The organism is Haloferax sulfurifontis (genome assembly GCF_014635105.1).
Classification (GTDB): domain Archaea; phylum Halobacteriota; class Halobacteria; order Halobacteriales; family Haloferacaceae; genus Haloferax; species Haloferax denitrificans.
In genome coordinates this window covers 309,899-333,947 of the sequence record NZ_BMCI01000003.1, presented here as the reverse complement: position 1 = coordinate 333,947, position 24,049 = coordinate 309,899, and the positions used below count along the sequence as shown (strand labels likewise).

Annotated in this window: 25 protein-coding genes; 11 read left to right on the top strand and 14 right to left on the bottom strand. The window is 68.7% G+C overall.

Annotated elements, in window-relative coordinates; genetic code table 11:
* Positions 1 to 11: 11 nt before the first annotated feature.
* Positions 12 to 1,004 carry a DUF5787 family protein gene (locus IEV64_RS09965; RefSeq protein ID WP_188423791.1) on the bottom strand — a complete coding sequence of 331 codons (993 nt, stop codon included), beginning with the start codon at positions 1,002 to 1,004 and terminating at the stop codon, positions 12 to 14.
* 181 nt (positions 1,005 to 1,185) lie between these two features.
* Positions 1,186 to 1,641: a bis(5'-nucleosyl)-tetraphosphatase gene (locus IEV64_RS09960; protein WP_004043548.1), complete on the bottom strand. Its 456-nt coding sequence runs from the start codon at positions 1,639 to 1,641 to the stop codon at positions 1,186 to 1,188.
* A 158-nt stretch (positions 1,642 to 1,799) separates the two neighbouring features.
* Between IEV64_RS09960 and IEV64_RS09955 the strand changes: the two genes are divergently transcribed.
* Positions 1,800 to 2,129: an uS10/mL48 family ribosomal protein gene (locus IEV64_RS09955; protein WP_004969907.1), complete on the top strand. Its 330-nt coding sequence runs from the start codon at positions 1,800 to 1,802 to the stop codon at positions 2,127 to 2,129.
* Between the two features lie 63 nt (positions 2,130 to 2,192).
* Here the strand turns inward: IEV64_RS09955 and IEV64_RS09950 are convergent, their stop codons facing one another.
* Together IEV64_RS09950 and IEV64_RS09945 are read right to left on the bottom strand one after the other, a co-directional pair.
* A complete protein-coding gene (locus IEV64_RS09950) occupies positions 2,193 to 2,456 on the bottom strand; it encodes a DUF7513 family protein (protein ID WP_007273806.1) in 264 nt (87 codons plus the stop codon).
* Positions 2,453 to 4,003 (bottom strand): Na+/H+ antiporter NhaC family protein, encoded by a 1,551-nt coding sequence (locus tag IEV64_RS09945; protein ID WP_007273805.1) that lies wholly within the window; start codon positions 4,001 to 4,003, stop codon positions 2,453 to 2,455. The genes IEV64_RS09950 and IEV64_RS09945 overlap by 4 nt, the downstream gene beginning before the upstream one ends.
* Positions 4,004 to 4,131: 128 nt before the next feature.
* On the opposite strand from IEV64_RS09945, the gene IEV64_RS09940 reads away from it, so the two are divergent.
* Together IEV64_RS09940 and IEV64_RS09935 are read left to right on the top strand one after the other, a co-directional pair.
* The gene (locus IEV64_RS09940) at positions 4,132 to 5,415 is read left to right on the top strand and encodes an amidohydrolase (RefSeq protein ID WP_049920401.1); all 1,284 of its coding nucleotides are present in this window, start codon (positions 4,132 to 4,134) and stop codon (positions 5,413 to 5,415) included.
* Between the two features lie 128 nt (positions 5,416 to 5,543).
* Positions 5,544 to 6,737: a sensor histidine kinase gene (locus tag IEV64_RS09935; RefSeq protein WP_007273803.1), complete on the top strand. Its 1,194-nt coding sequence runs from the start codon at positions 5,544 to 5,546 to the stop codon at positions 6,735 to 6,737.
* On the opposite strand, the gene IEV64_RS09930 is transcribed toward IEV64_RS09935, so the two are convergent.
* From IEV64_RS09930 to IEV64_RS09905, 6 genes are all read right to left on the bottom strand, one after another.
* Positions 6,712 to 8,127, bottom strand: a complete 1,416-nt coding sequence (locus IEV64_RS09930) for a geranylgeranyl reductase family protein (RefSeq protein ID WP_007273802.1) — start codon at positions 8,125 to 8,127, stop codon at positions 6,712 to 6,714. The two genes, IEV64_RS09935 and IEV64_RS09930, sit on opposite strands and share 26 nt — an antisense overlap.
* 159 nt (positions 8,128 to 8,286) lie before the next feature.
* Complete coding sequence (locus IEV64_RS09925; RefSeq protein ID WP_188423790.1) at positions 8,287 to 9,390, bottom strand: ABC transporter permease; 1,104 nt, start codon at positions 9,388 to 9,390, stop codon at positions 8,287 to 8,289.
* Positions 9,387 to 10,646 carry an ABC transporter permease gene (locus IEV64_RS09920; RefSeq protein WP_188423789.1) on the bottom strand — a complete coding sequence of 420 codons (1,260 nt, stop codon included), beginning with the start codon at positions 10,644 to 10,646 and terminating at the stop codon, positions 9,387 to 9,389. The genes IEV64_RS09925 and IEV64_RS09920 overlap by 4 nt, the downstream gene beginning before the upstream one ends.
* Positions 10,643 to 12,202 carry an ABC transporter ATP-binding protein gene (locus IEV64_RS09915; RefSeq protein WP_007273799.1) on the bottom strand — a complete coding sequence of 520 codons (1,560 nt, stop codon included), beginning with the start codon at positions 12,200 to 12,202 and terminating at the stop codon, positions 10,643 to 10,645. Before IEV64_RS09915 ends, IEV64_RS09920 begins: the two co-directional genes overlap by 4 nt.
* Before the next feature lie 224 nt (positions 12,203 to 12,426).
* Entirely contained in the window at positions 12,427 to 13,557 is a 1,131-nt protein-coding gene (locus IEV64_RS09910; RefSeq protein WP_007273798.1) for a BMP family lipoprotein, read from the bottom strand.
* Between the two features lie 188 nt (positions 13,558 to 13,745).
* A complete protein-coding gene (locus IEV64_RS09905) occupies positions 13,746 to 15,107 on the bottom strand; it encodes a phosphopentomutase/phosphoglucosamine mutase (RefSeq protein ID WP_188423788.1) in 1,362 nt (453 codons plus the stop codon).
* Between the two features lie 177 nt (positions 15,108 to 15,284).
* On the opposite strand from IEV64_RS09905, the gene IEV64_RS09900 reads away from it, so the two are divergent.
* Positions 15,285 to 15,569, top strand: a complete 285-nt coding sequence (locus tag IEV64_RS09900) for an acylphosphatase (protein ID WP_007273796.1) — start codon at positions 15,285 to 15,287, stop codon at positions 15,567 to 15,569.
* Between the two features lie 76 nt (positions 15,570 to 15,645).
* Complete coding sequence (locus IEV64_RS09895; protein ID WP_007273795.1) at positions 15,646 to 15,885, top strand: DUF8132 family protein; 240 nt, start codon at positions 15,646 to 15,648, stop codon at positions 15,883 to 15,885.
* Between the two features lie 53 nt (positions 15,886 to 15,938).
* Here the strand turns inward: IEV64_RS09895 and IEV64_RS09890 are convergent, their stop codons facing one another.
* The 3 genes from IEV64_RS09890 to IEV64_RS09880 form a co-directional block, all read right to left on the bottom strand.
* Positions 15,939 to 16,382 carry a DUF7960 family protein gene (locus tag IEV64_RS09890; RefSeq protein WP_188423787.1) on the bottom strand — a complete coding sequence of 148 codons (444 nt, stop codon included), beginning with the start codon at positions 16,380 to 16,382 and terminating at the stop codon, positions 15,939 to 15,941.
* A gap of 359 nt (positions 16,383 to 16,741) precedes the next feature.
* Positions 16,742 to 17,545, bottom strand: coding sequence for a DUF429 domain-containing protein (locus tag IEV64_RS09885; protein WP_188423786.1), 804 nt, complete (start codon positions 17,543 to 17,545; stop codon positions 16,742 to 16,744).
* A 38-nt stretch (positions 17,546 to 17,583) separates the two neighbouring features.
* A complete protein-coding gene (locus tag IEV64_RS09880; RefSeq protein ID WP_188423785.1) occupies positions 17,584 to 18,261 on the bottom strand; it encodes a winged helix-turn-helix domain-containing protein in 678 nt (225 codons plus the stop codon).
* A gap of 367 nt (positions 18,262 to 18,628) precedes the next feature.
* Between IEV64_RS09880 and IEV64_RS09875 the strand changes: the two genes are divergently transcribed.
* From IEV64_RS09875 to IEV64_RS09865, 3 genes are all read left to right on the top strand, one after another.
* Positions 18,629 to 19,060, top strand: a complete 432-nt coding sequence (locus IEV64_RS09875; RefSeq protein ID WP_188423784.1) for a DoxX family protein — start codon at positions 18,629 to 18,631, stop codon at positions 19,058 to 19,060.
* A gap of 226 nt (positions 19,061 to 19,286) precedes the next feature.
* Complete coding sequence (locus tag IEV64_RS09870; protein WP_007273790.1) at positions 19,287 to 19,868, top strand: flavin reductase family protein; 582 nt, start codon at positions 19,287 to 19,289, stop codon at positions 19,866 to 19,868.
* Between the two features lie 96 nt (positions 19,869 to 19,964).
* The gene (locus IEV64_RS09865) at positions 19,965 to 20,618 is read left to right on the top strand and encodes a hypothetical protein (RefSeq protein ID WP_007273789.1); all 654 of its coding nucleotides are present in this window, start codon (positions 19,965 to 19,967) and stop codon (positions 20,616 to 20,618) included.
* Between the two features lie 47 nt (positions 20,619 to 20,665).
* On the opposite strand, the gene IEV64_RS09860 is transcribed toward IEV64_RS09865, so the two are convergent.
* A complete protein-coding gene (locus tag IEV64_RS09860) occupies positions 20,666 to 21,106 on the bottom strand; it encodes an SRPBCC family protein (RefSeq protein WP_188423783.1) in 441 nt (146 codons plus the stop codon).
* Between the two features lie 84 nt (positions 21,107 to 21,190).
* Here IEV64_RS09860 and IEV64_RS20175 point away from each other — a divergent pair, with 84 nt between their 5' ends.
* From IEV64_RS20175 to IEV64_RS09850, 3 genes are all read left to right on the top strand, one after another.
* Positions 21,191 to 21,307 carry a DUF7989 family protein gene (locus IEV64_RS20175; protein WP_481128873.1) on the top strand — a complete coding sequence of 39 codons (117 nt, stop codon included), beginning with the start codon at positions 21,191 to 21,193 and terminating at the stop codon, positions 21,305 to 21,307.
* A gap of 408 nt (positions 21,308 to 21,715) precedes the next feature.
* Positions 21,716 to 22,690 (top strand): phosphomevalonate decarboxylase MvaD, encoded by a 975-nt coding sequence (gene mvaD / locus IEV64_RS09855; RefSeq protein ID WP_007273787.1) that lies wholly within the window; start codon positions 21,716 to 21,718, stop codon positions 22,688 to 22,690.
* Positions 22,691 to 22,773: 83 nt separating this feature from the next.
* Positions 22,774 to 23,907: an NAD(P)/FAD-dependent oxidoreductase gene (locus IEV64_RS09850; protein WP_007273786.1), complete on the top strand. Its 1,134-nt coding sequence runs from the start codon at positions 22,774 to 22,776 to the stop codon at positions 23,905 to 23,907.
* The last annotated feature ends 142 nt before the right edge of the window (positions 23,908 to 24,049 follow it).

Below are 24,049 nucleotides of genomic sequence, written 5' to 3'. Positions count from 1 at the left end.
GGGGCGCGAAGTTAGGCGTTCTCACTCCCGCGTTCGGCGCGGTCTCGTTCGCGCTCGCGCCGTGCCTCCAGAATCCGGCGCACACCCTTTCCGGGGCCGCCCTCGATGGGCCACCCCTTCATCCGCCACGCCGGCGGCTCCGGCTCGAACGACGGACACGAGTGGGCGCACTCGCGTTGGCTCTGATAGCAGTCTTTCGCGGCGCACCGCGGGACGAGCGCGCGGCCGCGCCGGTCGAGTTCGAAGTGACGGCAGTCGGGTCGCATCGTGTCCACGTAGTTCCGCCAGCCGCGGTCGAAGGCGCGTTCGGCGAGGACGAGTCGCCGCCGGGCGTCCGCCGGGTCCGGCGAGAGCGAACTCGGGTGCCACAGCACCTCCGCCGAGTCGCCGTCGACGCCGAGGATGCCGACTTCGGCCGGGAGGTCCTCCAGCAGGGCGGGTTCGACCCGTCGGCCCGTCACCTCGGTGGCAACCCAGACCTCGTCTGCGAGCGCCCGCGACACGTCGTGTTCGAGTTGGTCGGCGAGCGCGCGCGCGGCGCTGGCGTCGAGGTCCGGCTTGTTCTCGATGGCGACGACGCGCTCGACCCAGTCGGGGTACGGCGCAGTCCGTCGGTACTCGACGCGGTTCCGCGAGCCGCGGCGTTTCTCGACGAGCCCGAGCCCCGCGGCGCGGTGGACCGCCGGCACGACGTGTCGCCACGGGAAGTCGGGTTCGGGGACGGCGTCTCTGTACCACGCCCACTCGGCGGGCGCGTGGCGGACGACGCGCAGGAGGTCCGAGTCGAAGCCGTCGGTCGAGAGGGCGCGTCGGGCGGCGAACGCCTCGGGGTCGACCTCGACGACGACGGTGTCCCAGCGGCGCTCTCGGGTGCCGAGCTGTCGGGCGACGAACGCGGGGCGCGGGCCGTCGGGGTGCCACGCGCGCTCGGCCCAGCGGCAGACCCGTAGCTCGAAGGCGAACTCGGGGTCACGGTCGCTGTCGCGGTCGGCGGCGTCGCTCACGACCGGGAGTTGCGGCGGGGAGCCGAAGGCGTTTCGGTCGGGCGGCTTCGGCGTCCGGCCCGACGACGAAGCAGACGATACCGCGGGTGTCGCCGCCCGCAACGCCCGCGTCGCCCGCGCCGACTCGCGGCGCTGTCGCTCGCGGGTGTCGCGTCTCGGGCGTCGGCCGAACCGACCGACGCTACTTCAGGTACTTGTGTTCGCCCTCGTTTTTCGCGGCGAGGTCGTCGAGGAACTCGTGGGCGCGCTCGAATATCTCGCGGGGGCCGTCCTGCGTGATGGTGTTGATGGCCTGCTCGTAGTCGCGCCACTGGAGGTCGCGGTGCTCCGTCGAGAGCTCCGCGGACGCCTCGAACGAGCGCGCGATAAAGAGGTGGACCGTCTTGTGAATCGTCGTACCGTTCGCCTCGAAGACGTAGCTGTAGTCCTCGCGGAAGCCGTCGATGAGGCGGAAATCTTGGATTCCAGCCTCCTCTTTGACCTCCCTGATTGCCGTTTGCTGAAGCTCCTCGTCCCCTTCGACCCCGCCCTTCGGGAACTCCCAGTCCCCGGGACGGCTCTTCAGGAGTAAGTACTCCCTCCGGCCGCGGGTGTCGCGGAAGAGAATGGCTCCAGCGCTGACCGCTTCGACTGCCATTACCCGAAATAAACGTGCCACCCTTTAAGAGGGTATCGGAGCCTGTAGCGCGTTCGCACGGTTTTTCACTCGGGATTCGGGTCGTGGGGGCCCGAGTCACCGGTTCGTGTAGATGCGCTTTTACCGTCGGAGCGTGCAACAAGGAGTAGTACCCAGCTATGGCCTTCGTCACAAAACTCACCTTTCAAAGCGGTGATAAGGCGGTCCTCGACCGGGTGGTCGACGACCTCAAGCAGTTCATCGAGCGGAAGGGCGCGGAGTGCCGCGGCCCCCACTCCGACCAGCCGAAACAGGTGAGCGTCCCGCAGTACCGGACGCTCCAGCCCGGCGACCAGTTTTCGTCGTGGTCCTACCCCGTCTACACCCGCCGCCTCGAAATCCACGGCGCGGACCAGATCGCCCGCGAAGTCGGCCTCAAGGAGTTCCCCGACAGCGTCCACCTCGAAATCGAAGTCGAACAGAAAAAGCCGCTCGGCCACCGTCGCTGACGGCGGCCGCGGAACGCGAAAAACGACGCGGGTCCCCGCTTTTCCTCCGGTCTCTGCGGTCGCTCAGGCGTCCGGCCCGAGCAGTTCGACCACGTCGCCGGTTCCGACGTGGTTGGTCGCGTCGAACGACGTGACCTCAAGCCGAATCTTGTCTTCGACGGCCGCGTCGCCGCCGTCTTCGACCCGGATGACCGAGTCGCCGATGCGGACGGTGAGGCCGTCGCCGTTGCGCTCGCTGACGTAGGCCGTGATGACCTCGCCGGGTTCGAACGTCGGCGTCGCGGTGCGGAACGTCCAGCCGGCCAAGAGCTTGTCGAGGCGGCTCATACGCGGCTCACCTCCTCGCTCGTGCGGTCGGAGACGTACTCGCGGCCGTAGCCGGTCCACGCGGCGAAGAGGAACACCGCCACGAGGAACCAGCCGTGGAACACGTAGGGGAAGACCGACGCGGGGTTCACGAGCATCTCGGCCGTGAACCACGGCGTCGCCTCGCCGCCGACGAGCCCCTGCATAGCCCCGTAACCGGCGAGCAGGCCGCCGCCCCACGGGAAGATGTAGCCGAGCGCCGAGGTGTTGGCGTCGAGGATGTTGGCGCGGCGGTAGCCGTTGATGTTGAAGCGCTTGCCGAGCGTGGCGATGTAGGGCGCGATGGCGATTTCGGCCGCCGTGTTGATGGTGACCGTCGCGTTGACGAGCGCCGTGCCGACGACCATCGTGGTCTCCGCGCGGCGGACCGTCGTGGCGACGCGGTCGATGACGAGCTCCTGAATCGCGTCGAAGCCGCCGCCGGCGCGCATGATTTCCGCGCCCGCGACGAGCAAGAGCGTCAGGACGATAAGCGGGAAGAAGCCGGCCGCGCCGGAGTAGACGCTCCCGCCGACGCCGACCTGTCCCGCGGGGACGGTCTCGACGACGGCCCCGAGGAGCGGAAGCGCCTCGACCGCCTGCGTGAGGCCGTTCTGCGGCGCGCTGAACAGGAGCATGCTCCCGGCCGACACGTCCACGAGGTTCGCCGCGCCGAGCGCGACGTTGAACGCCGCCGCGAGGAGCAGGCCCCACGAGACGGCCTCGATGATGTGCCGGCCGCGGACGGCGAGGACGATGACCACGGCGATGTCGAGCAGGTGGACGAGCCCCCACGGCGACACCGACGCGGAGACCTCGCCGGCCACGTCGACGTGCGGCATGCCGCCCCAGACGCCGGGGATACCGAAGCCGGCGACGAGATACGCCGCGATTGCGAGCGCCGCCGCGACGACGGCGTACTTCACGCGGGACGCGACGACGCCGCCGATGTCGGCGTCCTGCGTGACCGCGGAGACGATGGTGGTGTCGCTGACGGGCGCGAGGTTGTCCCCGAACACCGCGCCGGAGAGAATCGCGCCGAACAGCAACACGGGGTTCGCGCCGAGGAGGAGCCCCGCCGGGAAGACGAGGCTCGTGAAGGCGATTGCGGTGCCGTAGCCGGTGCCGATACCGGTCGCCAGGAGCGCCGCGAGCAGGAACGTCACCGCCGGGAACAGCCCCGGACCGACGTTCAGGACCGTGGCCGCCCAGACGAGGCCGTCGACGAAGCCGCCGACCTGGATGGTCTCGGCGAACATCCCCGCCCAGAGCCACGCGACGACCGCCGTCGCGGCGACTCGGCGGGTCATGCCGGCGAAGATGACGTCCGCGTAGTCCTTCCAGTCTCCCCGGACGAACAGCAGTCCCACGATGAGTCCTGTCAGCATCCCCGCGACGAGGCCGGTCGTATCGCCGATACCGAGGATACCGCTCTGGAAAATCGCCCACGCGATGAACAGGGCGATGGGCAGGGCGCTCACGAGGCGCCCGCCGCGGAAACTGAGCTCGATGTCCGGTTCTTCTGGCATCGTTTGTCAGAGATTGACTGGGATATATAATAGGCACGAATTTCCTCCAACTATTTCTTCCAAAGTTGAGTTTCTCGCCCACGAACTGTCGGGAGCGTTTATCATTGCCGGGGAAAAAGAGTCCAGACATGAGCAACCGAGCGACGATGGACGACCTCGTCTCGCTTCGCCGCGACCTGCACCGCCACCCCGAACCCGCGTGGTGCGAGTTCTACACCACCGCCCGCCTCGTCGACGAACTGGAGACGCGCGACCTCGACGCGCTCTACGTCGGCCCCGAGACGCTCGACGCCGACGAGCGCATGGCCGTCCCCGACGACGACGACCTCGACGCGTGGTTCGAGCGGGCCCGCGAGGCCGGCGCGCGCGAGGACGTGCTCGACCGTCTCGCCGGCGGCTACACCGGCGCGGTCGCCGTCGTCGAACGCGGCGAGGGCCCGACCGTCGGCCTCCGCGTCGACATCGACGCGCTCCCCATCCCCGAGTCCGAGGCCGATGACCACCTCCCGGCCGCCGAGGGCTTCCGCTCCGAGAACGAGGGCTTCATGCACGCCTGCGGGCACGACGCCCACGCGACCATCGGGCTCGGCGTCCTCGACGCCGTCATCGACTCCGACTTCGAGGGGACGTTCAAGGTGTTCTTCCAGCCGAGCGAGGAGCAGGTCGCCGGCGGCAAGGCCGTCGCCGAGGGCGGCCACCTAGACGACGTGGACTACCTGCTCGCGGTCCACGTCGGTCTCGACCACCCGACCGGCGAGGTCGTCTGCGGCATCGACGGCTTCCTCGCGGTCTCGCACTTCCGCGCCGAGTTCACCGGCGCGCCGGCCCACGCGGGCGCGAAACCCGAGGAGGGGAAGAACGCGAACCTCGCGGCCGCGACGGCCACTCAGAACCTCTACGGCATCTCCCGGCACTCCGACGGGGCGACCCGCGTCAACGTCGGGCTGATGGGCGGCGGCACCGCCACGAACATCGTCGCCGAAGAGGCGTTCATCGAAGGCGAGGTGCGCGGCGCGACGACGGAACTCATGGAGTACGTCGAGGGCCGCGCCCACACTATCATCGAGTCCGCGGCCGCCATGCACGACTGCGAGGTCGAAATCAACGTCGAGGGCAAGGCCCCGAGCGCCCGGAGCGACGACGCGCTCGCGGCCATCGTCGGCGGCGTGAGCGAGGGCGTCGAGGGCGTCACCTCCATCCTCGACCGCGACGAACTCGGCGGGAGCGAGGACGCGACGTACCTCATGCAACGCGTGCAGGACCGCGGCGGCCTCGCGGCCTACGTCGGCGTCGGCACGGACCACCCCGGCGGCCACCACACCCGGACGTTCGACGTTGACGAGGAGACCATCCGCATCGCCGTCGACGTGCTCGCCGGGAGCGTCGAGCGAATCGCGGCCGAGCGTCCCTGAGACGGTCTGAGCGCGTCGTTCGAGCCACCTCTGACCGCGTTACCGCGACGGAGACGGCACACTGTCGCCCGAATCGCCCCGACGAACCGCCAGCGGTTATTTGTCCCCCCCGTGCATAGCCGCCAGCGATGGGGTTCCTCGGCGGTGAATCGACCGAAGACACAGACCTGCGTCCGGGTCTCGCAGTCGTCGGCATCGCCGTCGGCGTCGCGGTCGTCCAAGTCGCCGTCTTCCCCCACAGCACCGAGGTTCGCTGGCTCCGGTTCGCCGTGGAGTTGCTTCTGGTTCCGATTCCCCTCGCCGGCGCGTTCGTCGTCGGGACCGTCCGCGACGTGCAGGCGGTCTGGCGGCCGCTGTACGCCGGGACCGCGCTGTTCGCCGTCTACGCCGTCACCGACGCGGTCGACGAGCTCGTCACCCAGCCCGAGGCGGTCACGCTCGTCTTCGAAGACGGGACGCTCCTCGTCGGCTCGGTCGCGCTCGTGGTCGGGGCGCTCCGGTGGTCGACCCACCGCGACGCCCGCGAGACGGACCTGCGCCGCCGCAACGAGCGGCTCGACCAGTTCGCGTCGGTCGTCACCCACGACCTCCGCAACCCGCTGAACGTCGCCCAGATGCGACTCGAACTCGCCCGCGAGGGCCACGGGACCGACCACCTCTCGACGGTCGCCGAGGCCCACGACCGGATGGAGGCGCTCATTCAGGACGTGCTCCAGCTCGCCCGCGTCGGCGAGTCGGTCGGCGACGTCGAGCCCGTCAGCCTCGCCACCGTGGCCGCCGACGCGGTGACGAACACCAGCCTCGGGGCGTCGGGACTCACCGTCGAGGCCGACGCGAGACTGCTCGCCGACCGGGGCCGACTCACCGCCGTCTTCGAGAACCTGTTTCGGAACTCCGTCGAACACGGTTCCACGAACCGCCGGGACTCCTCCGACGAGACCGCGGAGCGCGGCGCTCGGAGCGACCAGTCGTCCGCCGCCGAAACTACCCCGGCAGGCGCGGGCGGCCGCCGGGCGGTGGCCGACGCCGACGGGGGAACACCGGGCGTCAACGTCCGCGTCGGCCCGCTCGAAGACGGCTTTTTCGTCGAAGACGACGGCCCCGGCATCCCGCCGGAAGAACAAGACCGAATCTTCGAGTCGGGCTACAGCACCGATACGAAGGGGACCGGTCTCGGCCTCGCCATCGTCGCCGGCGTCGCCGACGCTCACGGCTGGGAGGTGACGGCGACGACCGGCGAAAACGGTGGCGCGCGGTTCGAGTTCCGAGGCGTCTCGTTCGCGGCGGAGTCCGAGGTCAGTACTTCGGGTCCGCGCCGGTGAGTTCGTAGATGTCGTCCATGATGCGGTCCCGCTCGACCTTCCAGCCTTCGAGGGCGCTCGGCCGACTCGGATAGCGGCCGTAGTGAGCCAGCAGTTCGTCGGCGAGGCGCTTGACTTTGAAGAACTCGTAAATCTGGCTCCAGTGGCCGTAGCTCGACGCCGCGGTCTGCGCGAGGAGGACCGGGCCGAACGAGGTCGTCCCGGAGTAGAGCGCCTCCGCCAGCTTCTCGCCGGGGATGGAGGCGATGAGGCCCATCAGGTCGTCCACGTCGACGGCGGTCGAGAGGATGTTGTACACGTCGAGGCTGGCGTAGCGGCCGCCGAAGTGGTCCATGACGCGCTGGTTGTAGCGCCACAGCGTCTCTTCGCTCACGTCGCCGGCTTCGAGCGCGATTGCGGCCTGCTCGCCGGCGTACTTCCCGGCGTAGGCCGCGCCGGCGATGCCGCCGCCGGTCGTCGGGTTGACGTGGGCCGCGGCGTCGCCGACGGCCATGTAGCCCGGCGCGGTCGCCGAGTCGTAGGGGCGGCGGGTCGGGAGGGCGGCGCCGAGCTTGTCGACGACCTCCGCGCCCTCGAATTCGGGGCGCTCGCGGAGGTCCTTTTTCAGGTCGTCGACGAGCTTCATCGGCTCTTCTGTCATCTGGAAGCCGAGGCCGGCGTTGATGGTCGTCTCCGTCCGCGGGAAGTACCAGACGTAGCCCGCGGCGACCTCGGCGGGCTTGAACACGAGCGCGTCCGACCACTCGACGGGCTCGGGGACCTCGACGACCTCGCGGTACGCCGACGAGAAGTGCTGGTAGGAGACGTTCGTGTCGAAGGTGGTCCCGGCGAAGTCCACCTTATCCTGGAGGAGCGACAGCGAGCCCGCGCCGTCGATGACGATGTCGGCGTCGTACTCGACGACCTCGCCGTCGTGTTTGCCGACGATGCCGGTGACGGTGCCGTCGTCGTCCTGTGTCACGTCTTGGACGACCGTGTCGTAGTGGAGTTCCGCGCCGGCTTCCTCCGCGCCCTCGATGATGAGCCGGCCGTACTCCCAGCGGTCGATGACGGCGAGTTCGCCGGGGACCGGGATGTCGAGGACGGTGTCCTCCTGCGGAATCTCGAAGCGGCCGTGGTCCACCTCGGTGTTGGTGAACGCGGGCTCGATTTTCGACTTCGGAATCGCCTCGGGGAAGGCGTCCGCGCCCTTCAGGGCGTCGCCGCAGGCGATGTGGCCCGCTTCCTCCGCGGGCTTGCGCTCGACGATGGTCACGTCGTAGCCCGCGTTCGCGATGGTGGCGGCGGCGTAACAGCCGGAGGTTCCCGCGCCGACGACCACCACGTCCACGGACTGGGTCCGTGGGCTCGCCGAGGAGTCCCCGGCGGTGTCGTTCTCGTCTGTGGACATGGTATCACCTCCATATCGCGGGCTGAAAACTCTTTACTCCCGCACCGACCGCGCGGGGCGACTCCGGCGGGAACCGCTCCCGCCGAGACGCGGCGCTCGACGGGGAGAGACCGGGGACGAGAGGCAGGAGAAAACGGAAACCCGAGGCGACCGAGTCGCTCAGCGGTTGTCGTCGCCGGTGTCGTAGTGCTCGCCCGAGGCGGCCGGGATGCGGGTGCGGCCGACGAGCGCGAGGACGACGAGGACCGTCACGTACGGAATCGTCTGGATGAGCGAGTCGGGAACGCCGTATCCGGGGACCTGCTGGAGGCGAATCTGGGCGGCCTCCAGCCCCGCGAAGAGGAACGACGCGCCGAACGCGCCGACGGGGTTGTAGTTCCCGAAGAGGAACGCCACGATGGCGATGAAGCCCTTCCCGTTGACCATCGTCTGGTTGTTCCCGACGAACTGGCCGAGGCCGAGCGACAGCGCGGAGCCGCCGATGCCGGCGAGGAAGCCCGAGAGGAGCACGCCCGCGTAGCGGACGCGGCTCACGTCGACGCCGACGGTGTCGAGCGCCTTGGGGTTCTCGCCGGACGCGCGGACGTGGCGGCCGAACGCCGTGCGGTTCAGGACGTACCACGACGCCGGGACCGCGACGAGCATCATGTACACCGCGGGGTCGGCGTCGAACAGCGCACCGAAAAACGGGATGTCCGAGAGGACGGGAATCGTCCACGTCCCGAGGGTCGTCCCGAGATTGTCGGTGTTGACGCCGCCGTAGTAGACGGTCGCCGCGAACGGCGCGAGGCCGAGCGCGATGAGCCAGACGGCGAGGCCGGCGATAATCTGGTCGGCCTTGAAGCGGATGCAGACCACGGCGAACAGCGCCGAGAACAGCACCGACGAGAGGACGCCGGCGAAGAAGCCGATCCAGATGGCAGGGAGGCCGAGGACGGTCATCTCGGGGCCGACGACGGCCGTGGTGATGACCGCGGTGAACGCCGAGATGATGAGCAGACCCTCCAGCCCGATGTTCACCACGCCGGCCTTCTCGGAGAAGATACCGCCGAGCGCGGCGAAGGTGATGGGCACCGAGAGCCGGAGCGCCGACGAGAGCGTGCTCCGACTGGTGAGGATGGCGAGGAGGTTGCCCCAGATACTGCTCGGGAAGGCGAGGCCGAGCAGTGCGATGAGCAGGAAGACGCTCAGCGCCCCGCCGGCGAGCGTCGCTCTGTAAGACAGTTCGGTGTCGCGGAGTCGGTCGATGGTGGTCGTGCTCATTCGTCGTCACCTCCGAGAGCGCCGCCGTCCGTGGCCACGGTCTCCCGGTCCGGTTCGAGGTCGATGGCGGAGCCGAGCATGCGGAAGAACTCGGGCATCGCGACGAACAGGATGATGAGACCGCGGAGGACGCCGACGAGCTGTTTCGGGACGCCGGTCCCGAACTGGACCGCGAGGGAGCCGGACTTGAGCGTCCCGAACAGGAGCGCCGCCGGGACGACGCCGAACGGGTTGTTCCCCGCGAGGATGGAGACGGTGATGCCGTCGAACCCGAGCGCGGGGACGCCGGCCTGCCACTTGCCCATGACCATGAGCACCCAGATGGCACCGCCCATGCCGCCGAGCGCGCCGGAGAGGAACATGCTCGTGACGGTCGTTCGCTTGGCGTCGACGCCGCCGTACTCGGCGGCTTCGGGCTGTTCGCCGCTCGTCCGGAGGTCGTACCCGAAGGAGGTCTGTTCGAGCAGGAACCAGACAGCGACGACGAGCGCGAGGCCGAACGCGAGCGCGAGAATCGAGAAGTCGCCCCCCTGCGGGAACGCCACCGGGAGGAGCGTCGCCCAACCGGGAAGCGGCGTCGTCTCGACGACCTGCGAGTCGGGGTTCGAGAAGAACTCGCTGACGAGGACGAACGCGATTTGCGCGGCGATGAAGTTCAGCATGATGGTCGTGATGACCTCGTTGGCGTCGGCGTACGCCTTGAGCGCGCCCGGAATCGCGCCGTAGAGGCCGCCGACGAGCGCGCCGACGATGACGGCGAGCGGAATCAGGACGAGGCCGCCGACGAGCCCGGACGGGAGCATCGGCGCGACGAAGAAGGAAAACAGCGCCGTCGCGAGGCCGCCGAGGACGAGCTGTCCCTGCGTCCCGATGTTGAACAGGCCCGCGCGGAAGGAGACGGCGACCGAGAGGCCGGTGAAGATGAGGAGCGTCGTCTCCTTGAGCGTGAGCGCGAGCCCGAAGTTCAGCGGGTTCCAGTCGGGGTTGAACAGCGCGGGGTCGTTCAGGAGGAACGGCTCGCCGAGCGCCCCGTTGAACAGCACGAGGTACACCTCGACGGGGTCGTAACAGAAGCCGGTACCGAACAGCGTCGTCGCCGCGGTCTGGCACGTCGTGATGCGGCCGGAGACGAGGATGATGACCGCGCCGACGAGCACGGCCATGACGAGCGCGGCGAAGCTGATGAGGATGCGCTCGGTCGCGGAGGCGGCCGTCAGCCGCCGGAGAACGGCCTTCGCGTTCTCGACCGCGCTCATCTGGCGTCACCCACGGGCGGTTCCGCGTCGGTCGCGTCGGCGTCGGGGCGTTCGCCGGCCATGAGCAGGCCGATCTCTTCTTCGGTGGTGTCGCGTGGGTCTACGATGTCCATGAGTTCGCCGTCGTGCATGACGCCGAGGCGGTCCGAGAGGCCCTGCACCTCGTCGAGCTTCGAGGAGACGAGAAGCACCGCTTTGCCCTCGGCTCGGAGGTCCAAGAGCCGCTCGTGGATGAACTCCATCGCGCCGATGTCCACGCCGCGGGTCGGGTGGGTGGCGACGACGAGGTCCGGTTCGCGTTCGAACTCGCGGCCGACGATGAACTTCTGTTGGTTTCCGCCGGAGAAGGACTCCGCGTCGGCGTCGGCGTGCGGCGGTCGAACGTCGTACTCGTCGATGATTCGCTCCGCGTGGTCGCGCGCGTCGGACCAGTGTATCCGGCCGTCGGCGGCGAACGTCGGGCTGTGCTGGCTCCCGAGGATGCCGTTTTGGACGAGGTCGAAGTCCATCACGAGCCCGCGCTCGTGTCGGTCCTCGGGGATGTACGCCATCCCGTCGTCGATGCGGGAGCGGCGCGAGGCGTCGGTGACGTCCCGGCCCTTGTAGGTAATCGAGCCCTCGGTCGGCGTCCGCAGGCCGGTGATGGCTTCGACCAACTGCGACTGGCCGTTGCCGTCGACGCCGGCGACGCCGAACACCTCGCCCTCGCGGATGTCGAACGACACGTCGGAGACGGCGGGGATGCCGCGGTTGTCCTCCGCCGAGAGGTTCCGCACCGCGAGCACCTCGTCGCCCGGTTCCTGCGGTTCGGCCTTCGGTTCGAGGAGGACCTCGCGGCCGACCATCAGCTCGGCGAGTTCCTCGTTCGACGTCTCGTCGGCCTTCACGGTGCCGACGTTCTTGCCGTTTCTGAGGACGGTGATGTCGTCGGCGGCGTGCATGGCCTCGCCGAGCTTGTGGCTGATGAAGATAATCGTCTTCCCCTGTGCAGTCAGCTCCTCGAAGACGCGGAACAGCTCTTCGACCTCCTGGGGAGTGAGGACCGCGGTGGGCTCGTCCAAAATGAGGATGTCCGCCCCGCGGTAGAGTGCTTTCAGAATCTCGACGCGCTGTTGAACGCCGACGCTCACGTCCTCGATGGCGTCGTCGGGGTCCACGTCGAATCCGTATCGGTTCGAGAGGTCGATGACCTCTTGGCGCGCGCGCTCCCGGTCGACGGTCGTGCCGAACCACTTGCGCGGTTCGTTGCCGAGGACGATGTTCTCGGCGACCGTCATGGGGTCGACCAGCATGAAGTGCTGGTGAATCATACCGATTCCGGCGTCGATAGCGTCCGCGGGTGAGTCGAAGTCCCGCGCTTTCCCGTCCACGCGGACGGTCCCCTCCGTGGGTTCGTAGAGCCCGTAGAGGATGTTCATCAACGTCGTCTTGCCGGCCCCGTTCTCTCCCAGAAGTGCGTGCACCGTGCCGCGCTCGACGGTCAGGTCCACGTCGTCGTTCGCCACGACGCCGGGGAACCGTTTTGTGATTTCGTCGAGATGAACAGCGGTGCTCATCTTGACCCTTTTTTCGGGGGGGTTCGCTTAAACTCGTGGGATTCGAGTCGACGCGGGAGTGGTCCACACGGAGCGTCGCGGCGGTTATCGGGGAGTTCGAACTGTTCAACCCGCGGGCATGTTCGACTGCCCGCGGTGTGGAACCGGCAATATTGACTGCTTCGTCTCGGACGCCGTCGCTCGGGGCGCGGCGTCGAAAGAAATGCGAGTGACGGGTCGCGGGGTTACTCGGTCGTCGTCGGAATCTCGATGTCGCCGGCGATGATGGCCTCGCGGGACTCCGAGAGCGCGTCCTTGACGTCCTGCGGGATTTCGGAGCCGAGTTCCGCGCCGTAGACGGCGGCGATGCCGTCCTCTTCGAGGCCGAGCGTCATGGTGGAGCCGCCGCTGAACTCGTCGTTGACGACGTTCTCGACGGAGGTGTACACCGCCGACTCGACGCGCTTGACCATCGAGGCGAGGATGACGTCGGCGTAGTTCGGCTCGGTCTGCGACTGGTCGGAGTCGACGCCGATGGCGAACTTACCCTGCTCTTTCGCCGCCTGGAAGACGCCGAGGCCCGTGCCGCCGGCCGCGTGGTAGACGATGTCCGCGCCGTTGTCGTACATCGACGTGGCGATTTCCTTCCCCTTCGCGGAGTCGGAGAACGACCCGGCGTAGGCCGCGTCGACCGTGATTTCCTCGTCCGCGTGCGCCACACCGGCCTCGAAGCCGGCCTGGAACTTCCGGATGAGCGGGGCGTCGACGCCGCCGACGAAGCCGACGTTCTTCGAGTCGGGCGTCGTCGAGCCGGAGCCCGCCGAGAACTCCTGGGTGGTGAGGAGACCGGCGAGGTAGCCGACCTGGAACGAGCCCTGCTCCTCGCGGAACAGGTAGCTCGCCACGTTGTCCTCGTCGACGGTGTCGTCGACGATCATGAAGTTCTGCTCCGGGAAGTTCGGTGCCGTCTCCGCGAGCGCGGACTTCTGGGCGTAGCCGATGCACGACACGAGGTCGTAGTCCGGGTTCGACGACTGCGCGAACCGGCGCTGGAACTGCGGGAACTCCTCGGCCGCCGAGGGCTGAGCCTCGTCGTACTCGACGCCGAACTCCGAGGTCGCCTGCTCGATGCCGCGCTTCGCGGCGTCGTTGAACGACTTGTCACCGAGACCGCCGAGCGCGTAGACCATGCCGACGTAGGCCGCCGGACCGGACTCCTCGGTCGTCTGCTCGGCCGCCGTGGTCTCCTCGCCGCCGGACGACTCGGTCGTCGTCGCCGTCGTCTCTTGGCTCCCCTCGGACGGTCCGCCCGTACAACCTGCGAGGCCCGCGATACCCGCGACCCCTGCCGCTTTGACAAAAGAACGTCTGTCCATATCTATGAACTCCTATTGAGACAGGGGCCGCGAAAATTGCATAAAGGTGTCGTTTCGCGGTTTCAGCGGCGTCGCATCACCACGTTTGCAAATCGGCGGGAACGGGACCGCGGTTCACCTTCGCGGACGTCGAGTTCGCGCCGCGCCGGCTCGCGCTCGCGCCGGGTCGAACCTGCCCCGGTACCCGCTCAGGCGTCCTCGATTTCGCCCTCGACGACGGCCGTCACCTCGTCGACGAGCGCGTCCACGTCGTCGGCCTCAGCGTACACCCGGATGTAGGGCTCGGTCCCCGACGGGCGGACCAGCGTCCACGACGCGTCGGCGAACTCCAGTCGGACGCCGTACTCGGTGTCGACCGACTCGGGGGCCATCGCCTCGGGGAGCGAGCGTTCGAGCGCCGCCATCGCCGCCCCCTTTTTCTCGTCGGAGCAGGGGACGCTCACCTTGCGATACGGGCGCTCCGTAACCGGCTCGCGCAGGCCGGCCATGCCGGACTCGGCGGCGAGACGGGCGACGAGCGCCGCCGAGGCGATGCCGTCTATCCACCCGCCGAACGACGGGTGGATGTGTTTCCACGGCTCGGCCGCGAACACCACGTCGCCGCCGCCGGCGCGGGCGCTGGCGATGCCCTCGTGGAGCGCGCCGAGGCGGACGCGTTCGACGCGACCCCCGGCCTCGCGGACCCGCTCGTCGATGCGGCCCGAGGCGTTGGGCGTCGTGACGACGACGGGGTCGTCGGCGTCGGAGACGCGGACGTAGTGCTCGGCGACGATGGCGATGACGGTGTCCTCGTGGACGACCTCGCCGTTTCCGTCGATGATGACGATGCGGTCGGCGTCGCCGTCGTGGCCGATGCCGAAGTCGAAGTCGCCGTCGGCGACGAACGCGATGAGGTCCGCGAGCGTCTCGGGCGTCGGCTTCGACTCGCGGCCGGGGAAGTGGCCGTCTATCTGCCCGTTGAGCGTGACGACGCGCGCGCCGAGGTCGCGGAGGACCTGCGGCGTGCCGAGTGCGGACATGCCGTTGCCGCAGTCGACGGCGACGGAGAGGCCGTCGAGGTCCGACCCGTGCCGGCCGGCGAACTCGACGATTGCGTCGCGGTAGGCGTCGAGGACGCCGCTCGTCCCGGCCGTGCCCCAGTCGTCCCAGTCGGCCGGGGTCGCGCCCGCTTCGACCCGCGTCTCGATGTCTCGTTCGAGGTCGCGGTCGTACTCCTGTCCGTCGACGAACATCTTGATGCCGTTGTCCGTCGGGGGGTTGTGCGAGGCCGTGAGCATGACGCCGCGGCGGCCCCGCGAGGCGAACGCGAGCGCCGGCGTCGGGACGACGCCCACGCGGGTCACGTCAGCGCCCGCGGAGAGCAGGCCGGCCTCGACGGCGGCGACGAGGCCCTGTCCGGTCGTCCGTCCGTCGCGGCCGACGACGAACTCGGCGGACCCGTCCGATTCGAGCGCGGCGAGGCCGGCGGCGCGGCCGACGCTGAGGGCGAGTTCCGGCGTCACTCGCTCCGTCGCGCTCCCGCGGATGCCGGCGGTGCCGAAAAGTTCCATAGTCCAGCGTTGGCGGGGTCGTACTTAGATGCTGACGGTTCGGGAGATGCGTGCGAGGCGGGCGCACGGGTCGGTGGCGGCGACGACCGCGGAGACGGTCGCTCGGGGAGCCTGCCCCCCGAGGAACCGACCGCCCGAGACAGCACGCCTTTGACGCCGGGGGACGAAGCGAAAGCCATGAGCGAACACGGTCGAACTCGCGCACACGTCTACGTCTCGGGCCACGTCCAAGGCGTCTACTACCGGGCGACGACCCGCGACACCGCCCGCGACCGCGGCGTCGACGGCTGGGTGAAGAACCTCGCCGACGGCCGCGTCGAGGCCGTCTTCGAGGGCCCCCGCGACGACGTGGAGGCGATGGTCGAGTGGTGCCACGACGGGAGTCCGATGGCGACCGTCGAGGACGTGGACGTCACCTACGAGGAACCGGACGGCGAGACCGGCTTCCGCGTCGAGCGCTGACGGGAACCCGACAACCGACCGATAACATCAACGAGACGGCCAAATCGTTCAAGCGGGGTTCGGGGGACCTGTCCCCATGCGCTTCCGGAACGACACGCGGGGAATCGGCGTCGCCAAACTGTTTTTCACGCTCGTCACGAGCGTCGGGCTCGGCCTCTCGATGGGCACCTCGTTTCTCATCGTCCGCGGGCCGTTCCTCGGCGGGCCGTCGCTCGACCCGTTCCCGATGATGGCGGCGCTCGCGGTCTTCATCGCCGGCATCGTCGTGCTCTCGTGGGGGTCGACGCGGCTGTTCGGCGTGGCAACCGGCGCGTGAGAATCGGCACGTGAAATCGGCGCGAGACACGGCACAGCACGGCACAGCACGGCTCACGCCGGCCGGTCGACGCCGAGTTCGGCCATCGCGCGGACCACGACGTGCGCCTCCACGAGGTCGCGTTCCTCGACCATGGGGTCGTCAGAGTCGTCGATGGCGGCGCGCGCCTCGGCGAGCATGCGGTCTTCCTGTTCTGTCTGGTCGGGCTCGTCGCGGGTGCTGTTCAGAAGCGCCTCGAAGTCCTCGCGGATGCTGAAGTCCGCGCGGGCGACGTTACACCGCGAAAGCGGGTGCATGCCGAGGTCCAAGACCAACTCGGCGACGAGCTCCCAGTCGCTCTCGCAGAACTGGAGCGTCACGTCGCCGACGATGTCGCGCCACGCGATGGGGGCGGCGTTCTCCATGAGCATCACCGCTCGCGGGGGGACCGCGATGCGGGCGACGGTCTTCGGGTCGTCACAGAGACAGCAGGGCTGGTCCGTCCTGCCGGTGTACATACGCGGGGTTAGGATGGGTCGCAGATGTAGCTTCGGGCCGGAGACCCGAGGCTCGAAACCGGGCGAGAACGGGGCGAAACGCCGACCGAAGCGGACGCTCGGGGCGTGGAAACGGTCGGGTTCGAGCCCGGGGCGGGGTCGTCGAACCCGAGTAGAGGCAGCGGGAGGCGCGGCCGACTGCGTGCTGGCACTGAATCACGCATTGGGCTGGGCTGGGTATTCTGTGGTGGCGACAGTGGCCACGCCATCTATCTGATTGAACACCGTGCATAAATATCTTCTCCTCTGAGAATACCACACACTATTGTTGACTATATACTAGTGTGTTTCAACATTCTGGAGTTGGTTATGCATGATTGTCAATCCGAGAGATACCATCCGAGAGCGCTCACCGGGACGCGAATCGCCATCTCCAGTCCGACGGCGTCTGTCGGCGGGTCGCTCGGGAGCGACGCGAGGGGACGGCTGGCCGCGGCGGCGAGGACGAGCGCGTCGAGCACGTCGTCGCGGGCCACGTCGCGGCGGAGCGTCCGGTCCAGCGTCTCGCGGTAGGCGCGCTCGGGGTCGAACTCTGACTGGTCGGTCGCGTCGGCTTCCGAACTGTCGCCGCCGTCCCCGGAGACCTCGTTTCCAGCGAACGCCGTCCTGAGCACGTCGAGGCGGCGGTCACGGCCCTCGGGCGTCGATTTCGGTTCCGAGAGGGGTTCGCCGGCGAACGCGGCGAACGCGAGTTCGGGATGGGACTCGAACACGCGCTGTCGGGCGCGCGGCGTCTGCCGGAAGACGGCGTCGGCCTCGCGGATTTTGGGCACGAGATGCCACGCCTGAATCGAGAGTCCCGCCCCGGTCCGCTCGCGGTTGGCCGCGCTGGCCGCCTCGTGGGAGTCGGCGGCGAGGACGGCCCGGACGGGCGCGAAGAAGACGGTGGCGGCCCGAGAGCCGAGTCGCTCGCGGGCCTCGCGGTCGCACGCCCGGCGGGCGGCGTCGGGCAAGCCGATAGGGATGTCGACGAGCACTCGCGCGGCGTCGCGCTCGCGGGCGAGGTCCCAGACGGCGGCGAAGTCGGCGACGACTCGCACGGAGAGGCCGCCCGCGGCGGCGACGGCGCACACCCAGCCCGCAGAGCAAGCATCAACACCGACAACGGAGCGTCGCTGTGACACGCGTCGTACTCAGGGGCCGGGAGGCAAAAGCGCCGAAGTTAGGAGTCGAGGGTTGCGGCCGTCATCTGTCGGCAGGAGTCGCGGAGTTCACCGAGTTTCACATCGGCGTTCGCGTCGAGCGAGACGAGCACTTTCACCTCGTCGTCGAGCGGCACCCTGACGATGAGCACGTCGTCGATGGCGAACGCGACGAGTTCCGGGCCTCCGATTGGCAGGTCTTCGAGGGGTTGGTCGATGGCCTCCTCGTTCGTGAGCGTCGCAACGAGCGTCTTGACGGTGTCCTCGTCGTAGCGGTCGAGAAGCGACCGCTCGAAGAACCGAATCCGCGTCTGAAGCGGCTCGCACCACGCAATCGCCCGGAGCGCGTCCCCGTACGCGTCCTGTAACTCGGAAGACATTTCCGGCGCGGGGAACTCGCCCGCTTCGACGACGGTAACGTCCGCCTCCCGGTCGAGCGCGACGCGCTCGTAGGCGAGTTCGCCGAGGTCCGTCAGCCCGTAGAGCCTCCCTTTCTGCTGTGACTCCGGCACCAACAGTTCGACGATGCCCCGCTCCCGAAGTTCGGAGAGCGCCCGGGACACGTGCGGCTGTGCGAGGTCGGTCTCGACGGCGATTCGGGAGGGAAGTCCCGAACCGTGCTCCGAGAGATACCGACAGACGGCCAGCCGGTACCGTGAACTCGCGATATGCCCCGCGGAATCCCACGTCTCGGTCATAACCGAGACTCTCCGCTGGTCGTTTTCATCATGATTGACACGTCCCGTGATGTTATGGAGTGCCAAGCGGGGTATATCTTTCGAGGGTCGGACAATACTACCATATACGTACCATATATGCGTTGAGAACGAAACGACTGGGCACCCTATCGCCTCAGATGAGACGAAATCGGCACCGGTTGAATGTACTCATCAGACGTGTGAACCCCGAGTAACGCCCGTGTAACCGGATACCCGAACGGTTACCCGGTAACACTCGTATCAGCAAACATATATGTTGGTTCGGACTCGTACCAGGTAATGCAATGTTAGTAGTTCTCCGGACGACGGACCGCCACACGACCACCGCCGCGACGGAGGTGTCGAGATGAGCGTCGCGCTCCAGTTCGCCTCCCCGGGCGCGGACGTCGCGTTCCTCCTCGCGCGCGTCCTCTTCGGCGCGGTGCTCGCGTTCATGGGACTCAACCACTTCCTGAACCTCGACCACATGACCGGCTACGCGGAGATGAAGGGCCTGCCGGCACCCCGCCTCGGCGTCGTCGTCTCCGGCGGGATGCTCGTCTTCGGCGGGCTCGGTATCGTCCTCGGCGTCTTCCCCGCGCTCGCCGCCGGTGCCGTCGCCGTCTTCCTCGTGGTCGGGACGCCGGTGTTCCACAACTTCTGGGCGGTCCCCGAGGACCAACAGGAGTCCGAGATGACCGGCTTCCTGAAGAACGTCGTCATGCTCGGCGGCGCGCTCGTCTTCCTCGCGCTCACCGGGACGACGTGGTCCTACGCCATCGGCCTGACGCTGTTCTAACCCCGCCGACGGGGCCGCGGCGCGAGTTCCGACACGAACCCGGCAGAACACCCGCCCCGACGCCGACACCGAACCGACACCAACACCCGAGCTGACGCTCTCCCACAGATTCATCGGCCTCCGAACCCACCACACATCCATTCGTGACCGACGCAATACCGGATTCGACACGCCCTCGTCGCCCGCCGAGTAGCCGACCACGCCCGCCCGCGGAGGCGAGTCGCTGATGGACGGCGCGCCCGACGCCTTCGGCTCGCCGTACCGCCTGCTTTCCGGGGCTGTGGTGCCCCGCCCCATCGCGTGGGTGAGCACCCGCGGCGACGACGCCGACAACCTCGCCCCGTACAGTTTCTCCACCGTCGCCAGCGTCGACCCGCCGGTCGTCGTCTTCGCGCCGGTCGGCCGCGGACCGTCGCTGAAGGACACGCCGCGAAACGCCATCTCGCGCGGCGAGTTCGTCGTCAACGTGGTCACCCGCGACCTCGTGGAAGCGATGAACGAGACCGCCGCGACGGTCCCCTCGGGCGTCGACGAGTTCGACCACGCCGGCATCGAGAAGGCCGAGGCCGTCCGCGTCGACGCCCCGCGCGTCGCCGACGCCAAAGTCGCCTTCGAGTGCACCCTCTACGACAGCATGGAGGTCGGTTCGTCGACGCTCGTCCTCGGCGAGGTCGTCCACGCGCACGTCGCCGACGAGGTGCTGACCGACGGCAAACTCGACACGACGAAACTCGACGCGGTCGGCCGACTCGCGGGCAGTGAGTACGCGACGACCGACGACCGGTTCGAGCTCGTTCGCCCGGACTAGCGCGTTCCGACGAGACAGCTCCCGCGGCCCGTCCGTTATCACGAACTGATAATGGGGCGCGAAGGTTTATCGCGGGATACGCGTTCTGTCTGAACAATGAGCGACGTGTCGTTGTCGAGCGTGCTCTCGTTTCTCGATACTGACGACGCGGCGACGGTCGTCGAGCGGGTCCGCGCGGCCCGCGGGGAGCGGACGAAACGGAGCGTCCGCGACGGGCGGACGTTCCTGTTTGCGGCCCCGGACGGGGAGTCACAACCGGCCGAAGTCGTCTGGATAGACGTCGAAGCCGCGTTCGACGCCCGGAGCGTCGAGGCGTTCGCCGAGCGCTGTGACGACCGCGGCGTCTACGGGACGCTCCTGACGACCGGCGACGAAGAGCGGGCCGCGGAGACGCTCGCGCTCGCGTTCGCCACCGACGAACAGCTCGACGAGCCCGACGAGGACGGCGACCGCGCGCTCCTCGTCGACCCCGACGAGGTCGAACGCCCCATCGACCTCGTGGCGCTTTCCGACCTCGTGGACGCGCTCGAAGACGCCGGCCTCGACGACGACATCATCGACGAGTATCACGAGCCGCACGAACCGGAGTTCGAGGAGATTCTCGACGAGATAGACGCGGAAGAAGCCCGCGCCGCGGCCGAGGCCGACGCCGCGTCGGATACCGGTTCCGGCCGCGCGCTCGCGCTCCTCGTCGCGGCCGTCGTCGTGGTGGCGGTCGTCGCCGCGCTCGTCCTGTTCGGGCCGCTCTGAACGGCGCTCGGGACCAGTCACTCATTCTGTCTCGCTCGCGACCCATCTCACCCGCGAGCGCGCCGCTCTGCGAGTCGCTCGATTCTGCGAAGCGCGACCGCACAGACGGCGGCGTACGGCCCCGCGAACACGGGGACTTCGAACGCCACCGCACACCGGTCGGGTCCGACCGGCTCCACGCGATGCCCCGTCGCGGGAACGCCGGCCACGCGCCACGTCCACCGACGGGCCTCGTCGTCGCACGTCTCGATGCCGAACGGGACCCAGACGCCGGCGACGCGGACCTCGCCGCGGTCCCCCGCCTCGATTCGCCCGTCGACGCCGCGGACGCCCGACACGCTCGGTCCCCAGTCGGGCCAGTCGGCGACCGACACCAGCACGTCCCACGCCGCCGTCTCGGGAGCCGAAACCCGCCGCGAGACGACCAGACGCCGCCCGTCAGGCGTTCGCTCCACGCGCGTTCGGGTCCGATTCGACGCGCCCCTCATACGACCTAGTATGCTAATAAGTCGTAATATAACATCGCCGAAATCTTTATCCGCGAACCGTGGTAGCAACTACCAAGGCAACACATGAGCAACACAAGTGACCGCCCGAAGACGATGCGAGACGTCAGCCACACACCGCCGACAGGCGAAAGCGTCACGAACGTCTGGGAGCGAGGACACGAATCCGAGTCCACAGAGTAGGCGGGCGGACTCGGCCGACGCGACGAACAGCAAACGAACCACCCGCATCGAATTCGACCGACCAATCGAACCGTAACGAACCACCCGCACCGTAACGAACCACCCGCATCGAACCCGACAACCAGCCAACTACTCGACGCCAACCAAACAACGCAATCACGATACAGCCACACACGAGACGGTTACCCGCGTAACCGAATTACCCGCGTAACCGAACGACCGACTGCATCGAACTCGACTGTCTCCCGCTGGAGAGGGAGAACGTGCCACCTTCCTGCGCACCGATTGCGACCGACCCCGCCGGCCGTCCCGCCGGCGCGCACTCGATTTCCGACCGATTCTTTCCGTGAGCCGCCGGAGCCGACGCCTATCGGGACGTTTAACCCCGAGTCCGACGGGCGTTCGAACATGAAGGCCACCGCCAAGGCCCACCCGATTCAGGGCCTCGTGAAGTATCACGGGATGCGAGACACCGAGCGCCGAATGCCGTATCACGACAGCATCAGCGTCTGTACGGCCCCGAGCCACACGAAGACGACCGTCGAGTTCCTCCGCGACGCCGACGAGGACGTCTACGTCATCGGCGGCGAGGAAGTCGAGGGCCGCGGCGCGGAGCGCATCCAAGCCGTCGTCGACCGGGTCCGCGAGCTGGCCGACTTCGACCACCGCGTCCGACTGGAGAGCGAGAACTCCTTCCCCTCGAACATCGGCTTCGGCTCGTCGGCGTCCGGGTTCGCCGCGGCCGCGATGGCGCTCGCCGAGGCGGCCGGTCTCGACATGACGCGCCCCGAGATATCGACCATCGCCCGCCGCGGGTCGGCGTCCGCCGCCCGCGCCGTCACGGGCGCGGTCTCACACCTCTACTCGGGCATGAACGACACCGACTGCCGCTCCGAGCGCATCGAGACCGACCTCGAAGACGACCTGCGCATCGTCGCCGCGCACGTCCCCGCCTACAAGGAGACCGAGCAGGCCCACGCCGAGGCCGAAGACAGCCACATGTTCCAGGCGCGGATGGCCCACATCCACGCCCAGATAGACGACATGCGCGACGCGCTGTACGACGCCGACTTCGACGCCGCCTTCGAACTCGCCGAACACGACTCGCTGTCGCTCGCGGCGACGACGATGACCGGCCCCGCCGGCTGGGTCTACTGGCAACCGCGCACCATCGCCGTCTTCAACGCCGTCCGCAAGCTCCGGAACGAGGAGGACGTCCCGGTCTACTTCTCGACCGACACCGGCGCGAGCGTCTACGTCAACACGACCGAGGAGCACGTCGACCGCGTCGAGGAGGTCGTCGCCGACTGCGGCGTCGAGACCGACGTGTGGGGCGTCGGCGGCCCCGCCGAGGTGCTCGACGAGTCCGAAGCGCTGTTCTGAGTTCTCTCGCGCGGGCAACCGGCGCGCGCCGGCGACCGGCACCCGCCGTCACCCTCTTTTCTCTCGCGCCCTACCCGTCAGTCATGCGTGTCCTGGTTCTCGGTGCCGGGTACGCGGGCCTCACGCTCGCCCGCGACCTCGAACGCCGACTCCCCGCCGACGCCGACCTGACCGTGGTGAACGACTCGCCGCATCACCTCGTCCAACACGAAGTCCACCGCGCGATTCGGCGGCCGGCGGTCGCCGACGCGATTCAGGTCCCCCTCGACGAGGCGCTCGACCGCGCCGAGGTCGTCGTCGACCGCGTGACGGGCGTCGACCGCGACGCGCGGACCGTCGAACTGGACGACGGCGACGCCCTCGACTACGACTACTGCGCGGTCTGTCTGGGCGCTGAGACCGCCTACTACGACATCCCCGGCCTCGAATCGCACTCGGTCCCGCTGAAGCGCGTCGCGGACGCCGAAACCGTCCGCAAGCGCTTTTTCGACGACTGCGACGAGGGCGGGACCGTCGTCGTCGGCGGCGCGGGGCTGTCGGGCGTGCAGGTCGCGGGCGAACTCGCCGCGCTCCGCGACGAGGAGGGCGCGCACGCCGATGTCGTCCTCGTCGAGCAACTGGACGCCGTCGCGCCGTCGTTCGACGAGTCGTTCCAGCGGGCGGTCCGCGACGAACTCCTCGACAGGGGCGTCGAGATTCGGACCGAGACGACCGTCGAGTCGGTGACCGACGCGACCGTCCAGACCGACACCGGCGACGTCGACTACGACCTGCTCGTCTGGACCGGCGGCATCGCCGGCGACGACGCGATGGGCGGCGAGCGACCTCCCGTCAGGGCGGACCTCCGACTCGACGGGCGGACGTTCGTCGTCGGCGACGCGGCCCGCGCCGTCGACGCCGACGGCGAGCCCGTGCCGGCGAGCGCCTCCGCGGCGCTCCGCGAGGCGAAGACCGTCGCCGGCAACATCGCCGCACAGGTCGAGTTCGAGGCCGACGCCGGCGAGAACGAGTTCGCCCCGCGGCCCGAGCCCTACCGCTTCGAGGTGCCCGGCTGGATCGTCTCGGTCGGCGACGGCGCGGTCGCGCAGGTCGGCCCGAGCATCTTCCGCGGGAAGGCCGCCAAGGCGATGAAAGCCACCGTCGGGGCGGGCCACCTCACCTCCGTCGGGGCGGTTTCGCGCGCGGTCGACCTCGTCGACGAGGAACTGCACGCCTGACGGGTCGTCGGGGGCAAACCGCTCCGCGGTTCGGCGGCCTACCCCTGAGAAGTTCTTTATCGGATGCCGGAGTATCTCCAGCTATCACCGACGATACCGGGCACGACCGCCGAGACTTCGCGTCTGTGGGCACTCCGCGAGA